The following is a 13,916-nucleotide window of genomic DNA, read 5'->3' as shown; positions in this document are numbered from 1 at the left end:
GGAGGTGAAGATGAAGATTCGGGAAGTCCATGCGCGAGAGGTTTTGGATTCTCGCGGCCAGCCGACGGTGGAAGTCGATGTCATGCTGAAAAACGGCGTCCGCGGGCGCGCCACGGTTCCGTCGGGCGCTTCGACGGGAGAACACGAGGCGGTCGAGCTTAGGGACGGCGACGGCCGCTTTCTCGGCAAAGGCGTGAAGCAGGCGGTGTTGAACGTCGATCGCGTCATCGCGCCGCGACTGCGCGGCAAGGACGCGAAGCGCCAGCAGGAAATCGACCGCCTGATGATCGCGCTCGACGGTACCCCGGACAAAAGCCGTCTCGGCGCAAACGCGATTCTCGGCGTCTCCCTGGCGGCGGCCAAGGCCCAGGCCGCGGCCGAGAGATTGCCGCTCTATAAATATTTGGGCGGGCCACGGGGAAGAACTCTGCCCGTGCCGATGCTCAACGTCCTGAACGGCGGTGCGCACGCCGACAACAACGTGGACTTTCAGGAGTTCATGATCGTCCCACTGGGATTGAAAACGTACTCCGAGGCGCTCAGGGCAGCCGCGGAAGTTTTTCAAACGTTGAAGAAAGTGCTCGCCAAGCGCGGTTACTCGACCGCCGTCGGCGACGAAGGCGGATTCGCGCCGCGTCTCAAGACCAACGAGGAAGCGGTGCAGCTTTTGCTGGAGGCGATCACGCAGGCGAGCTATCGCCCGATGGACGACGTCGCTCTGGCGCTCGACGTGGCTTCGAGCGAGCTGTATGAAAACGGCGCCTACGTGTTTAAAAAATCCGACGGCGCGACGCGCGGCGCCGACGCGATGGTCCGGCTGTACGAAGATTGGGTGCGGCAGTATCCTATCGTCTCGATCGAAGATCCGTTCGCCGAAGACGATTGGCAGGGATGGAAGACGGTGACCGATGCGCTGGCTAAAAAAGTCCAGCTCGTCGGCGACGATATCTTTGTGACGAACAAAAAAAGATTCGCTCGCGGCATCGAATCCGGCGTCGCCAATTCAATACTGATCAAAGTCAACCAGATCGGCACCCTCACCGAGACGCTCGAAACGATGCGCCTGGCAAAGAAAGCCGGCTACACGACCGTCATGTCGCACCGCTCCGGCGAGACCGAGGATACCACCATCGCCGATCTGGCCGTGGCCACCAACGCCGGCCAGATCAAGACCGGCGCGCCGTGCCGCGGCGAGAGAACGGCCAAGTACAACCAGCTTCTGCGGATTGAAGAAGAGCTGGGGAAAAAGGCCGTGTATGCCGGGAGGAAAGCTTTTAAAACGATCTGAAGTGAAAAAGAAAACCGCCGAGGAAAAAAAGCAGAGAGCGCACGCCATCGCGGCGCGTCTCGCCCAAGCCTATCCGGAGCTTCGCGTCCCGCTCAGTCATCGCAACAACTTCGAGCTGCTCGTCGCCGTCATTCTCTCCGCCCAGTGCACGGACGAGATGGTTAATCGAGTCACGCCCGAGCTTTTTCGCCGCTATCCGACCCCGGAGGCGATGGCGCGCGCGCCGCTCGATCGGATCGAAAAATTTATTCATCGCGTGGGTCTGTTCCATGCCAAAGCGCTGTCGCTAAAAAAGTGCAGCAAGCAGTTGGTCGAGAGCCATGCCGGTGAAGTGCCGGCGACGATGGAGGAGCTGACGCGGCTTGCCGGCGTCGGACGCAAGACGGCCAACGTCATTCTGGGCCACGCGTTCGGCATTCCCGGCATCATCGTCGATACCCACTGCAAGCGAGTGTCACGCCGCCTCGGTCTTACGAAGCAGGAGGACCCCAATAAAATCGAGCAGGATTTGATGAAGCTGCTGCCGCCGGCGGAGTGGACGGGATTTTCCCACCGCCTGATTCTTCACGGCCGCAGGATTTGCCACGCGCGAAAACCCGACTGCAAAGCCTGCATCGTGAACGACCTTTGCCCTTCGGCGCAACTCTGAAAGGATGAAGGATGAGGGATGAAGGATGAAAAAATCATCGAGCCGGTGAAAGCAGCGGAAGAGGCGGTTCGACAGCACGAGCATTTCACCGGTCGTAACACATCGAGGCAAAAAGATGGTAGGCTCTGTGGACTATATCAACGGAGGCGGCCATGGGAAATCACAAAAACATCGCTCACCTGTCCAAAATCCCCATCGAGCAGATGAAAACTCCCGGTGGTTCGTCGTTCGCGGCCCAACGCCAAAGAGTCGGCACGGCCATCGGGGCGAAGAAGCTGGGCTATAGCTTCTTTACCGTCCCTCCGGGAAAAACCGCTTTCCCTTTCCACCTGCATCATGCCAACGAAGAGATGATCTACGTCCTGGAAGGCGAAGGAACGCTGAGACTCGGAAAAGAGGAATCGAGGGTTTCGGCGGGAACGTTCATCGCCTTCGCGCCCGGAGCGGATCATCCGCACCAGCTGATCAACACATCCGACGGCGATCTCAAATATCTGTGCGTCAGCACGATGGAATATCCGGACATCACCGAATATCCGGACTCGAAGAAGGTCGGCGCGGTGACGTGTAATCCGCTGGAGTCAGGATTTCGCGCTTTTTACCGCAAAGACTCGAATCTCCCATACTACGACGGAGAAAACGGTGGCGATATCGAGCGGGTTAAAAAATCAACGAAGTAGGCCATGCAGGTTGCTCCAAAGACCGGTTTCGTGCTTCGACTGGCTCAGCACGAACGGATTTCCTTGCGATATCAGTAACTCTGCCGTTCGCCCTGAGCTCGTCGAAGGGTGAACGGACAATTTTTGAGCATCCGCTAGGCAGGTCTCGAAGAACGGATCGCTTTTTCCAATTCTTGCGAGCTGATCTCTCCCGCGCGGATGATCCGGAGCTTACCCTTAATCACCTCCGCCACCGTCGAGCCGGTTCCTCCGGTGAGCGTTCCGCCGTCGAGAAAAACCTCGATATGCTCGGCGAAGTAAGTTCGTGCCTGTTGAATCGTTCGCGCCGGCTCTTTCCCTGACGGATTGGCGCTCGTGGCCGTGAGCGGGTGGCCCAGCTCGCGCGACAGGCGCGCGGCGACCGGATGGCTCGACACCCGCACGCCGATTTTTCCCTCGCGGTTGAGCAGCAGCGCGGCCAACCCTTCCTTTGCCGGTAGAACCAAAGTCAGAGGGCCGGGCCAGAAACGGTCGATGAGCTTCTGCGCCGCCGGCGGAACTTCGCTGACGATTTGAGAAAGCATTTCCCGATCGGCAACGATCACGGCGATGGGGCTATCGGGATTTCGGCCTTTTAGAGACACGATGCGCGCTACGGCATTCTCGTTGAGGGCGTCCGCGCCCAGGCCGTAGAAAGTCTCGGTAGGAAAAACGATGACTTCGCCGCGCCTGCAAGCCTCAAGTGCGGCGGAGAAATTCTCAGCGCTTTTGTCTTTCACTCTGGAGTTTCTTGTCCTTCTCCAAGACCCCGGCGATCATCTCCTGTTTGAATTGAGAGAGCTTGGCCGCGATCTTTGGATCTTTGCGGCCCATGATCTCCGCGACAAAGATTCCCGCGTTGGCCGCGCCCGCCTTGCCGATCGCCATCGTCGCGACCGGGATGCCGGCGGGCATCTGCACGGTCGCCAGCAGCGCGTCGAGCCCTTTCAAGCTGGAAGAATCGATCGGCACGCCGATGACCGGCAAGGTCGTGTGTGCGGCGATAACGCCCGCCAGATGTGCGGCGGCGCCGGCACCGACGATGATCGCCTCGAGGCCTCTCTCGGCGGCCGACTCGGCGTACTTTCGGGTTTCGTGCGGCGTCCGATGCGCGGAGAGAACGCGCGTCTCGTAAGCGATGCCGAAATAATCGAGCCGCTTTTCCGCTTCGCTCATGACCTCCAAGTCTGAATCGCTGCCCATCAAGATACCAACTTTAGCTGCCGGCATTGATTTCTTTCCCCTTTCATCCCATCCCTCATCAGCTCCCCTCTCCCTCGCCCTCTCCCTATGGGAGAGGGAAGGGGTGAGGGCTCTTTGCGCGATATCTTTGCGGTAGTGCATCCCTTCCCATTTAATTTGCTCGACGGCTTGGTAAACCTCCGCGACCGCAGCGCCGATATCTTTTCCCACCGCTGTCACGCCCAGAACGCGGCCGCCGGAGGTCAGCCACCTTCCGTCTTTCTTGATCGTTCCGGCGTGAAAAACGGCGCCCTTGCGCCAATCCTTCAGCGCGTCCAATCCTCTGATCTCTTTTCCCTTCTCGTACGATCCGGGATAACCGCCCGCGCAGAGCACCACGCAGACGGCCGCGTCGTCCGTCCATTCCGTCTTCACGCGGTCCAGCTTGCCGTCTATAGTCGCTTCGATCAGCGTCACGAGATCGCTTTTAAACCGGAGCATCAGCGGCTGGCACTCCGGATCGCCGAAGCGCGCGTTGAACTCCAAAACTTTCGGCCCGTCGGCGGTGAGCATCAATCCGACGTAAAGTACGCCGCGATACCGGATGTCTTTTTTCTTAAGTCCGCGGAGCAGCGGCTCGAGAATCTCCTCCATGATGCGGCGGTGAATTTCCGGGGTGACGACTGGAGCCGGCGAGTAGGCGCCCATGCCGCCGGTGTTCGGTCCTTCATCTCGATCGAAGACCCGCTTATGATCCTGCGACGAGGCGAGCGGCAGGATGTGCTCGCCGTCGGTCAGGACTATAAAGGATGCCTCTTCGCCTTCGAGAAACTCTTCGATCACGAGCTTGTCGCCCGCGGCGCCGAAGAGCCTGCGCGTCAGGATATCGTCGATGGCGGTCTCCGCTTCTTGCCGGCTCGCGCAGATGAGAACGCCCTTGCCTGCCGCGAGGCCGTCGGCTTTGATCACGTAAGGCGGCTTTTGCGTCCCGAGATATTTTTTCGCCGCAGCCGCGTCGGAGAAAGTCGCGAAGCCGGCCGTAGGAATCTTGTTCTCTCGCAGGATTTCCTTGGCGAAAGCCTTGCTGCCTTCCAATTGCGCCGCTTCGCGCCCGGGGGCGAAAATCCTCAGTCCCTTTTTTTGGAAAAACTCCGCGATCCCGAGCGTCAGCGGCAGCTCGGGACCGACGACGGTGAGATCGATCTTTTCTTTCTCGACGAAAGCGGCAAGCTGGTCGATCTCATCGGCGCCGATCGGCGCCAGCTCGGCGATCTCGCCGATGCCGGCGTTGCCCGGGGCGCAAAAGATTTTTTCAACCCGCGGGCTTTGGCTCAGCTTCCAAACCAATGCGTGCTCTCTTCCGCCGCCACCGATGACGAGAAGTTTCATTTCTGCCTCAGGAGTGCTCTCCTCCGCTTCTACTCATGCTCTCGCGAACGGGTAGAGTCTAGAGTTCGTCGAACTCCTCGATCGACAATCCTGCCTGCTCGATGACAATGGCTCTTAATGTTCCGAGCGGAATGTCGCTATTGCCGTGTACGTGTACGGAGGTAAGTCTGCCTGTCTGCGGATGCCTGAGATAATACGCGCTGCCTTTTATTCGTATGATTTCGAACCCGGCCTTTTTGAGCTTTCGGAGAACCTCTCGTCCTTTGGTTGGCCGCAGCCGGGCAGCCATTTTATCTTCGAGCCCGTTTGGCCTTTGAACCTGCCTTTGTTGCCAAAGAAATCGACAAAAAGACTCCGCCCTTCTCCGTCTTGTCGCTCGGGGGAACTTCTTTCCCTTCGTCCCAAAGTACCTCAATGAGGCCGCTTGCTAATTTTCTAAGATTCGTGAGCGCTTCTTCGGCGGTTCCCCCAAAGTCCGCGGTATGGTTCAAGGTTGGAAGCTTAGCGGTGACCTGCTTAGTCTCCGGGTCGGTTTCAAATTCCACCCTGTATATTCGTTGCAGCATTTGGGAAAAGAATACTCGCTACGAAATCATTGTCAATCGGACCTTGGACAGGAATTGCTAATGCCGGAAGTGGCGCATCCCGGTAAGAACCATTGCCATGTCGTTCGCATCCGCCACCGCGATGACCTCGGAATCTTTGATCGAGCCGCCGGGCTGGATGACGGCCTTGGCGCCGGCTTTCGCCGCCTCTTCGACGCCGTCTGGAAAAGGAAAAAAAGCATCCGAGGCGACCACCGAGCCGCGGAGGTCGAGGCCGTGAATCCCCGCGCGCATCACCGCGAGCTTCACAGAATCGACCCGGCTCATCTGTCCCGCGCCGACGCCGAGGACCTGGTCGCGCGACGTGAAGACGATGGCATTGGATTTCACGTGGCGGCAAACGCGCCAGCCGAAGTCCATCGCGCTCAATTCCTCCGCCGTCGGCTGCCGTTTGGTCACGACTTTACACGTTCGCACATCGATAGTCCCCGTATCCCAGTCCTGAACCAGGAGGCCGCCGCGCACGCGGCGTAGATCGTTACCGCCGACCTCTTTGTCCTTGATGTCCAATTCCAACAGGCGGATGTTGAGCAGCCGCTTCGCCGACGATAGGACCGCCTTCGCCTCCGGCGTGAACGACGGCGCGATCACGATCTCGAGAAAAATCTCCTTCAGCTGGTTGGCGGTCTCTTCGTCCACGGGACGGTTGAAAGCGACGACGCCGCCGAAGATCGACACCGGGTCCGACGCCCGCGCCTTGCGAAAAGAATCGGCCGGCGACTTTTGCGACACCGCGACGCCGCAGGGATTGTTGTGTTTGATCGCCACCGTGGCGATGTCGGAAAATTCCAACACCACGCGCAGCGCCGCGTCGGCGTCGAGGATATTATTATACGACAGCTCTTTTCCCTGAATCTGCCTGGCGCGGGCAAGGGAAGGGCCGCGGATCTCACCGTCGGAATAAAAAGCCGCGCTCTGGTGCGGATTCTCTCCGTAACGAAGGTCTTGAATCTTCGCGAACTGAAGGCTCAAGGTTTGGCCGAATCGGCCGGGTTTCTTCTCGGCGTCCAGAGAATCGAGATAGTTGGAGATCGCGCTGTCGTAGCGCGCCGTGTGGCGAAAAGCCTTGCGCGCCAGATTGAAGCGCGTCGCGTCGGCAAGCTCGTCTTTCTCCCTGAGCTCCGCGATCACCGCCTCGTAGTCGGCCGGATCGACGACCACGCCGACGTGGGCAAAATTTTTCGCCGCCGCCCGGACCATCGACGGGCCGCCGATGTCGATCTGCTCGACGATCTCGCGAAACGGCGCCCCGCGCCCGACCGTGGCCTCGAACGGATAGAGATTCACCACGACCAGGTCGATGCGCCCGATCCCGTGGGCTTTCATCTGCGCGACGTGCTCGGCATTTTCGCGCAGAGCGAGAATCCCGCCGTGGACCTTGGGATGCAGCGTTTTGACCCGCCCGTCCATCATCTCCGGGAAGCCGGTTATTTCCGCGACGTCTTTCACGGCGACGTTTTCTTTCCTGAGCAGCGCCGCCGTTCCGCCGGTGGAAATGATTTCAGCTCCCAGCGCCGAAAGCGCGCGGGCGAACGGCACGAGCCCGTTTTTATCCGACACGCTGATCAAGGCCCTCTCGATCTTGCCCACGCTTCGCTAACCCTCCTTCGAATTTGAATGAATGCGCGGCACCCGCGCGCTGATCGATGTGAGAATTTCGTAAGAGATGGTATCCGCCCAGCCGGCCATCTCGTCAGCGGAGATCGTCTCCTCTCCCTGTTTGCCGAGAAGAACGACTTCATCTCCCTGAGTCACTCCTCGTATATCGGTAACATCTATCATAGTCAAATCCATGTTGATTCTGCCGACGACCGGCGCTCTCTTTCCGCGCACCAATGCCGCGCCGCGGTTCGACAACAGCCGCTGATAGCCGTCGGCGTAGCCGACGGGAAGGATCGCGATCGCGCTTTTTCGCTTCGTCACAAAAGTCCGTCCGTATCCTATACTGGAATCGGCGGGCAGTTCTTTCAGTTGCAAGATGCGCGTCCGCCACGAGAGCGCGGGTCTCAGCTCGACGCGACAGACCATCGCCGGCTCGGGATGAACACCGTAGAGCATCAGCCCGGGACGGACCATGGTGAAGTGAGCGTTCGGAACACCGATGATTCCGGCGCTGTTGGCCAGGTGAATGAGAGGGGGGTTGAAGCCGGCGACACGCAGCCGCCCGATCACACGCGCAAAATTCTCAATCTGCGTGTGCGTATAATCGCCCGAGGCGTCTTCCGCGTGAGCGAGCTGAGAGAAGAGTCCTCCGAGATGCAGCGCTTCCCACTTGAGGATCTCGGGCAGCCAGGAATCGATCTCCGAATGCAAAAGACCGAGTCTTCCCATACCCGTATCGACCTTGAGATGGAACTTGAGCATGCGCCCGCTCTTTTGCGTGAGCTTGTCCAACTCAAACAGCGTCGGAAGATCGCTCACGGCCGGGGTCAGATCGTGGCGAAAAAATTCTTCGAGCTGTTCGGGGTAGATGGCGGTCAGTACGAGGATCGGCGCGTGAATCCCCGCTTCTCTCAGCTCGATTCCCTCTTCAAGCGTGGCCACGCCAAAGCCGTCGCTGCCAGCTTCCGCCAACGCCGCCGCTGCCTCGGGCGCGCCGTGACCGTAAGCGTCGGCCTTGACCACAGAAAGGATCTTGATTCCCGGTCCGATGACGCTTCTGACCTGCTCGAAGTTCCAGCGCAGGGCCGCGAGGTCGATCTGACAATGGGTGGGGCGGCCTTTTGGTAGCTTGCCGATTAAAGAGGAGGGGCTTCCTTCGCTTTGTGCCATCGGATTAACAAATATGCCTTGTATCCCTCGACTTGTAAACCCAAGAGCGGAGCCGCATTTGCGCTTGTCTGTTGTTTTCTTTCCCGCTTTGCCCTATTTTCCAGCCGGATCTTTCTCACAAGGAGCGCAGCGAATGACTCTGGGCCTCAACACTGAAGAGGTCGTGCAGGCGCTGGATGCCAAGGGGTATATCGACGCCATGGAAGAAGCCTTTACCGAGTTGGGAAAAGGCGCAGCGATCAATTCGCCGCGCACCGAGACCGGCATTCCGCTGCTGAAATATGGCGCCGACGAAAGGATCAAGACGAATGCGCGAGAGCTCTTGCGCGACATCGTGGTTAGCGCTACGACTTCACTCACGCCGGTGTTTGAAGCCAAATGGCTCAATGAAGGCACGCACCTCGGCAGCATCAACATCGTCGAAGCCGACCGACAGAGCTTTACACGCTGCGATCTGGTCGTGGTCAACGCGCGGCCCTTCGCCGGCGCGCAAGCGACCTCGTGCGCGATTACGTCATGGGCAAGCACATGGACACGGTGGGCAGCAACATCAACAAAAAATCCAAGAAATTAAATTGGCAATCGATGCGCGAGTTGGGGGAGCTGCTGACCGGAAAAATTAAAGGCCGGCAGAGCGAAAACGAGATCACCTTTCACTGCAATGACATCGGACTCGGCGTCCAGCACGCCGCCACCGGCTCGCGCATCCTCGCCAACGCGCGACGCTTGGGCCTCGGCAAGGAAATCCCGACGGATTGGTTCCTGCAGAAAGAGCACACGTAACGGTTCTTCCCTATAAATCCTAGCCTTGACTGGACCAGCCGGGGTCCCTAAAATGTTCTCTCACGAGCGTGGATAATGAAATCATACGGAAGCTGGTGCAGTTGGGGAATGAATTTTCAAAGCATGCCGAATGTGAACGCCAAGCCGATCGGATTACTATTGCGGAACTTGAACAGGCTCTCTGCATCTGTGAGGTTATAGAAAACTATCCTGACGATCCGCGAGGTCCGAGCTGTTTGACATTTGGGTTCGCTGGGGAGCGTCCTATCCATGTTGTCTGCGCCGTGAAGAGCGAACCCGATGAGGTGCTGTTGATTACGGTTTACGATCCGTCAAAACGACCGGAGAAGTGGACGGACGATTATCGGCTGAGAAAGGAGTAAGAGATGGAGCGATGGGCTAGAGATACGGCGCGAAGACGGTCTACAGATATTGCACCGGGACAGCAAAGATAACTTAGGCTGGCACATTGTAATAGAAGCCGATCAACCATCGTTTCTTAAAGACATCATTAAAACCTCTTTGGACAAAAAATATCCGCTTGTCAAGTTAATTCCTGAGAGTTACAGACAAAAAATGTTGTCAGAAGCTGAACAAACTTCGTCAGACGACGAATCAATATCTGACGAACCTGAAGAAGCCAATGAGCCGCGGGTTTCAATAAGGCTGACATCTTACGAGGGTTCGAAGGGATTGTCAGCGCAACATGTGTTCGTGGTTGGTTTGCACGAAGGAGACCTGCCACGCAAAGCGGGCGATATCACTGACCTGGAGATTTGTAAATTTCTAGTGGCCTTAACAAGGACCCGCAAGCAATGTCACCTTATGCACACACTCCGTTGGAGCGGTCAGAAGAAAGTAGCATCAACGTTTTTAAGCTGGATTAAGCCCCAAAGACTTACACGAATCAGAGTAGACAAGAAGTACTGGGATTTGGAGTAATTTGAGAAATACTTAAGGCTGAATTGGTATCGGCGGCTGGTGCTATGGCTCGCAAGCTGCAACGACTCTCCGCCCGTTCAGCGCCCTTTCACGATCTTCCTGCCCAGAGTGAGATTATCGTACTCAGGCGGTTGGTGAAAAAATAGTCGCGTCCTCCTGCGGTACGCAGTTTTCAAATTTCGAAAGACGGTTAGCAACTCACTTCCCCGCCTTCTTCAGCGCCTCTTCGACGATCTTCCGGCCCGGAGTCAGATCATCGTATTCGGCGAGGTTGGTGAAAAGATACTCGCCGTCTTCCTGCGGCACGCGGTTTTTCCGCCTCTCTTGACCGATATTCGCAATAATGCGAACATCCTAGGGTGAGATGCCCAAAATCGCGGTTGTCTTCTACCAGGAGGACGAAAACACCGTGCCGGTGCTCGATTGGTTTGATGGTCTTCCAGCCAAACTCCAGGATAAGCTCCGGGTACGCATCGAGCGATTGCGAGATCTCGGCCATGAATTACGTCGTCCCGAAGCGGATTACCTGCGAGACGGCATTTACGAGCTGCGTGTCGGATTCCGGGGGATGAATTATCGCATCCTATACTTTTTTCACGGCCGGATGGCAGCGGTGCTCGCTAATGGGCTGGTCAAGGAGCGCGAAGTGCCGCCGCGCGATATAGAGGAAGCGATACGGAGAAACCGCAAGTTCGAATTGGAGCCGCAACGACACACCTACAAGGAGAGCTGATATGCGGAAAAGAAAGAGAAGACCGACGACGGATGCAGTAAAAATTCTCCATCGCCGTTACTATGAGGACAAGCCGTTACGGTTTGCCGGTCTGGAGACGGCGCGGGCAAACGATCAGGTAGCGCGAAAAATCGCCGCCTTACGGACTCACGCCGGTCTTAGTCAACGGCAGCTAGCAAAACTGGTCGGCACCACGGCATCGGTCATCTGTCGCCTCGAGAATGCGGATTATGAAGGCCATTCCTTGGTAATGCTCAACCGGATCGCGGCGGCTCTGAACCGCCGCGTCGAGATTCGTTTCCTCCCGGTGGAACGACGATCGGCATGATACGAACGCTATGGAACGCGAAGAGCTTTATCTAACTCTCACTTCCCCGCCTTCTTCAACGCCTCTTCGACGATCTTCCGGCCCTGAGTCAGATCGTCATAATCGGCGAGGTTGGTGAAAATATAGTCGCCGTCTTCCTGCGGCACGCGGTCCTTCCAATGGGTGAGGACGTCTTTGGGAATATCCGTGCGGAGCGAGTTGCGGTCGTTGTGCTTCTGCCAGGCCATCTGTCCCTGGCGCGAGAGAAACCAGTTGATGAAAACTCTCGCGGCGTTCGGATGCGGCGCGCGGTTGATAAGCGCGATCGAGCCGGCGCCCGTCGCTAGATGCGCCCCCTCGGCTCTCAGCGAGGGCAGGTCGTCGATCGGCAGTCCCTGCTTTTTCGCCGTGTCCACTTCGCGGCCGACAAAAAGCGCGAGCGCGTATTTTCCGGTGGCAAGCCAGTCAATGACCTGGCGCCGGTCGGCCGCGATCGCGACCTCCATCTCCCCGAAAAGCTTTTGGATGAATTTCGGCCCGAGCTTGGGGTTGTAGTAGAGAAACCGCATGTCGTTGCTCGCGCCGCCGGGAAGTCGCGGATCGTACGCGGCGATCTTGCCTTTCCACTTGGGGTTGGTGAGATCCCAGAACGAGCGCATCTCGTCGGGCTTCACGAGCTTCGTGTTATAAACCGCGATGTCGTTGATGACGGTGCCGGCGGCAAGCAAAACGTATTGAGCCTCGCGGTCGGCGAAGTGGAATTTTTTCTTGAACCAAAACGACTCGTCCGCGACTTCGGGAAGAATGAACGCCGGGCGAATCGGATCGAGCGCCTTGGCCGGGACCAAAACCTGTGACGGCGAAGTGGTGCCGCCGTTGAAGACATCGGCCAAATACTTCTCCGCCCGCCGTTCGGCGAGCACACGGTTGGCAAAATCGCGCGCGCCGATGGGCGCGAGCTTGAGCTGGATGTCGGGATACGCTTTGGAAAATTCCATCACGGCGGCCTGGTTGTCAGTCCCCGGCTCGCACCCGACCATCACCTCCTTTTCCGCTTTGGCGCCTTTGACGATCTTCTCCCACTCGGCTTGCCAATTTCGGGGCTGCGCTCCCGCAACGCCCGCCGTCGCCAGGAAAAGACCCAGCAATAAAAACAATGCTTGCATCAGGCGCCTCCGGTCATTGCAGCTTTTGCGACGCAGCCGCGGCCACGATCGTTAATTTTTCCTGCCTTCACCCAGAGTGTCTTTGATGACTTGCAGCGCAGGAGCGGGATCCAAAAAATCCTGATCGTCCACGTCGAGGTAACGCACGCCTTCGACGCGCCGGTCCGCTATCGGGATATAATCTTTGGCGATGTCGATCCTGAGAGAATCGACGGGGTTGCGCGCATGGAACTGGACTTTCTGGAATGACTCCTGTCCCTCGCGCGAAAGAAACCAGTTGATGAAGACTTTGGCCGCGTTGAGATGCGGCGCGCGGTTCATCAGGGCGATGAAACCGACGCGCGAAGAGAGGCCGACTCCCTCCTTCATCGCCGCCTTGAAGGGCTCGACCGGCAGCCCCTTCTCTTGCAGCTCCTCGGGGCTCTGAACGAAAAAGGCGATGGGAAGTTTTCCGCTGGCGAGCCAGTCCAGAGCCAGGTGGTTGTCGCGAAACAACGTCGCATCCATCTCGCCGTAGAGCTTGCGCAGGTACTTTGCGCCCATGTCCGGATTGTAATAAAAGAACCGCGCCTGGGTGCTTCCCGGTCCGCCGCCGCGGAGATCCTGCACGGCGATCTTCCCGCGCCATTTGGCTTGCAGCAGATCCCAATAGGAGCGGAACTCTTTTGCATTGACCAGGTTGGAATTGTAAGCGATCGAGCCGTAGTCGGGGCTCTTCGCAAACGTAAAGAGATGGCTCCGCTCCGTATCGGCATAGAGCTGGCCGCCTCTCCACCACTTGGAGGGATCGACCACCTCGGGCAAAGCCAGAGCGGACTTGATCGGATCGAAAACCTTCGCCTTGTGGAGCACCTGCATCGAGGCGATGCCGGCTATATAGATGTCCGGAATAAATTTCTCGCCTCTGCGCTCGGCCAGGATGCGCTGCATGAGCTGGGTGCCCATGCCTTGTATGGTCGTGATCTTGATCTCCGGGTAGGCCTTCTGAAATATTCCCGCCTCGAGGATCAGCGGCGAGCCCCAGAAATAGACGGTGAGCTGGCCTTCTTTTTTCGCCGCCTGAACCGTCTTATCCCATTCCGCCTTCCAATCGCTTTTGGGTTCGGCGGCGAGGACAGGCAAGGAGTCAACGAGGATGAATAACAGCGCCGCAATGAAAAAAGACAAAGAGAGATTCTTCGCTGCGCTCATCAGAATGACAGAAGTGCGTCTCGCCATCCTTACCTTCCACGATTGGTGCAAGCTTCCCCCTCTGTCATCCTGAACGGAGTGAAGGATCTCTCCGAAATTCTTTGCCCGGAGATTCGGAACGACATCGCTTAAGCCCTCCGCACGAGTTTCAGCTCCTGAATTTCAGGCACTGTATCCTTCAGATGAAAGAACTCGACGGCATTGCCGGCCA

15 protein-coding genes are annotated in these 13,916 nt (G+C 57.8%); 7 read left to right on the top strand and 8 right to left on the bottom strand.

Annotated elements, in window-relative coordinates; all coding sequences use genetic code 11:
• The first annotated feature begins 10 nt into the window (after positions 1 to 10).
• The 3 genes from eno to VGL70_09370 all read left to right on the top strand — a co-directional run bounded on the left by eno (position 11) and on the right by VGL70_09370 (position 2,617).
• Positions 11 to 1,288, top strand: a complete 1,278-nt coding sequence (gene eno, locus VGL70_09380; protein HEY3303731.1) for a phosphopyruvate hydratase — start codon at positions 11 to 13, stop codon at positions 1,286 to 1,288.
• A 1-nt stretch (position 1,289) separates the two neighbouring features.
• Positions 1,290 to 1,937: an endonuclease III gene (gene nth / locus VGL70_09375; protein ID HEY3303730.1), complete on the top strand. Its 648-nt coding sequence runs from the start codon at positions 1,290 to 1,292 to the stop codon at positions 1,935 to 1,937.
• 152 nt (positions 1,938 to 2,089) lie between these two features.
• Positions 2,090 to 2,617 carry a cupin domain-containing protein gene (locus tag VGL70_09370; GenBank protein ID HEY3303729.1) on the top strand — a complete coding sequence of 176 codons (528 nt, stop codon included), beginning with the start codon at positions 2,090 to 2,092 and terminating at the stop codon, positions 2,615 to 2,617.
• A 134-nt stretch (positions 2,618 to 2,751) separates the two neighbouring features.
• Here the strand turns inward: VGL70_09370 and VGL70_09365 are convergent, their stop codons facing one another.
• From VGL70_09365 to alr, 6 genes are all read right to left on the bottom strand, one after another.
• Positions 2,752 to 3,375 (bottom strand): L-threonylcarbamoyladenylate synthase, encoded by a 624-nt coding sequence (locus VGL70_09365; protein ID HEY3303728.1) that lies wholly within the window; start codon positions 3,373 to 3,375, stop codon positions 2,752 to 2,754.
• Positions 3,356 to 5,206, bottom strand: a complete 1,851-nt coding sequence (purD, locus tag VGL70_09360) for a phosphoribosylamine--glycine ligase (protein HEY3303727.1) — start codon at positions 5,204 to 5,206, stop codon at positions 3,356 to 3,358. Before purD ends, VGL70_09365 begins: the two co-directional genes overlap by 20 nt.
• Before the next feature lie 58 nt (positions 5,207 to 5,264).
• Complete coding sequence (locus VGL70_09355; protein HEY3303726.1) at positions 5,265 to 5,495, bottom strand: type II toxin-antitoxin system HicA family toxin; 231 nt, start codon at positions 5,493 to 5,495, stop codon at positions 5,265 to 5,267.
• Between the two features lies 1 nt (position 5,496).
• Positions 5,497 to 5,751 (bottom strand): hypothetical protein, encoded by a 255-nt coding sequence (locus VGL70_09350; protein ID HEY3303725.1) that lies wholly within the window; start codon positions 5,749 to 5,751, stop codon positions 5,497 to 5,499.
• 78 nt (positions 5,752 to 5,829) lie between these two features.
• The gene (gene purH, locus VGL70_09345) at positions 5,830 to 7,401 is read right to left on the bottom strand and encodes a bifunctional phosphoribosylaminoimidazolecarboxamide formyltransferase/IMP cyclohydrolase (GenBank protein HEY3303724.1); all 1,572 of its coding nucleotides are present in this window, start codon (positions 7,399 to 7,401) and stop codon (positions 5,830 to 5,832) included.
• Between the two features lie 6 nt (positions 7,402 to 7,407).
• On the bottom strand, positions 7,408 to 8,583 hold the full coding sequence (alr, locus tag VGL70_09340; protein ID HEY3303723.1) for an alanine racemase: 1,176 nt from the start codon (positions 8,581 to 8,583) through the stop codon (positions 7,408 to 7,410).
• A gap of 133 nt (positions 8,584 to 8,716) precedes the next feature.
• On the opposite strand from alr, the gene VGL70_09335 reads away from it, so the two are divergent.
• From VGL70_09335 to VGL70_09320, 4 genes are all read left to right on the top strand, one after another.
• The gene (locus VGL70_09335; GenBank protein HEY3303722.1) at positions 8,717 to 9,157 is read left to right on the top strand and encodes a hypothetical protein; all 441 of its coding nucleotides are present in this window, start codon (positions 8,717 to 8,719) and stop codon (positions 9,155 to 9,157) included.
• Entirely contained in the window at positions 9,112 to 9,366 is a 255-nt protein-coding gene (locus VGL70_09330) for a hypothetical protein (protein ID HEY3303721.1), read from the top strand. Before VGL70_09335 ends, VGL70_09330 begins: the two co-directional genes overlap by 46 nt.
• A 1,306-nt stretch (positions 9,367 to 10,672) precedes the next feature.
• Positions 10,673 to 11,041 carry a type II toxin-antitoxin system RelE/ParE family toxin gene (locus VGL70_09325; GenBank protein HEY3303720.1) on the top strand — a complete coding sequence of 123 codons (369 nt, stop codon included), beginning with the start codon at positions 10,673 to 10,675 and terminating at the stop codon, positions 11,039 to 11,041.
• A 1-nt stretch (position 11,042) separates the two neighbouring features.
• Positions 11,043 to 11,369, top strand: a complete 327-nt coding sequence (locus VGL70_09320) for an XRE family transcriptional regulator (GenBank protein ID HEY3303719.1) — start codon at positions 11,043 to 11,045, stop codon at positions 11,367 to 11,369.
• A gap of 38 nt (positions 11,370 to 11,407) precedes the next feature.
• Here VGL70_09320 and VGL70_09315 read toward each other — a convergent pair whose 3' ends face one another.
• Positions 11,408 to 12,514, bottom strand: a complete 1,107-nt coding sequence (locus VGL70_09315; GenBank protein HEY3303718.1) for an extracellular solute-binding protein — start codon at positions 12,512 to 12,514, stop codon at positions 11,408 to 11,410.
• A gap of 51 nt (positions 12,515 to 12,565) precedes the next feature.
• Positions 12,566 to 13,732, bottom strand: a complete 1,167-nt coding sequence (locus tag VGL70_09310) for an extracellular solute-binding protein (protein HEY3303717.1) — start codon at positions 13,730 to 13,732, stop codon at positions 12,566 to 12,568.
• Between the last annotated feature and the right edge of the window lie 184 nt (positions 13,733 to 13,916).

Source organism: Candidatus Binatia bacterium (assembly GCA_036504975.1).
Classification (GTDB): domain Bacteria; phylum Desulfobacterota; class Binatia; order UBA9968; family UBA9968; genus JAJPJQ01.
This window is presented reverse-complemented; position numbering and strand designations above follow the sequence as displayed.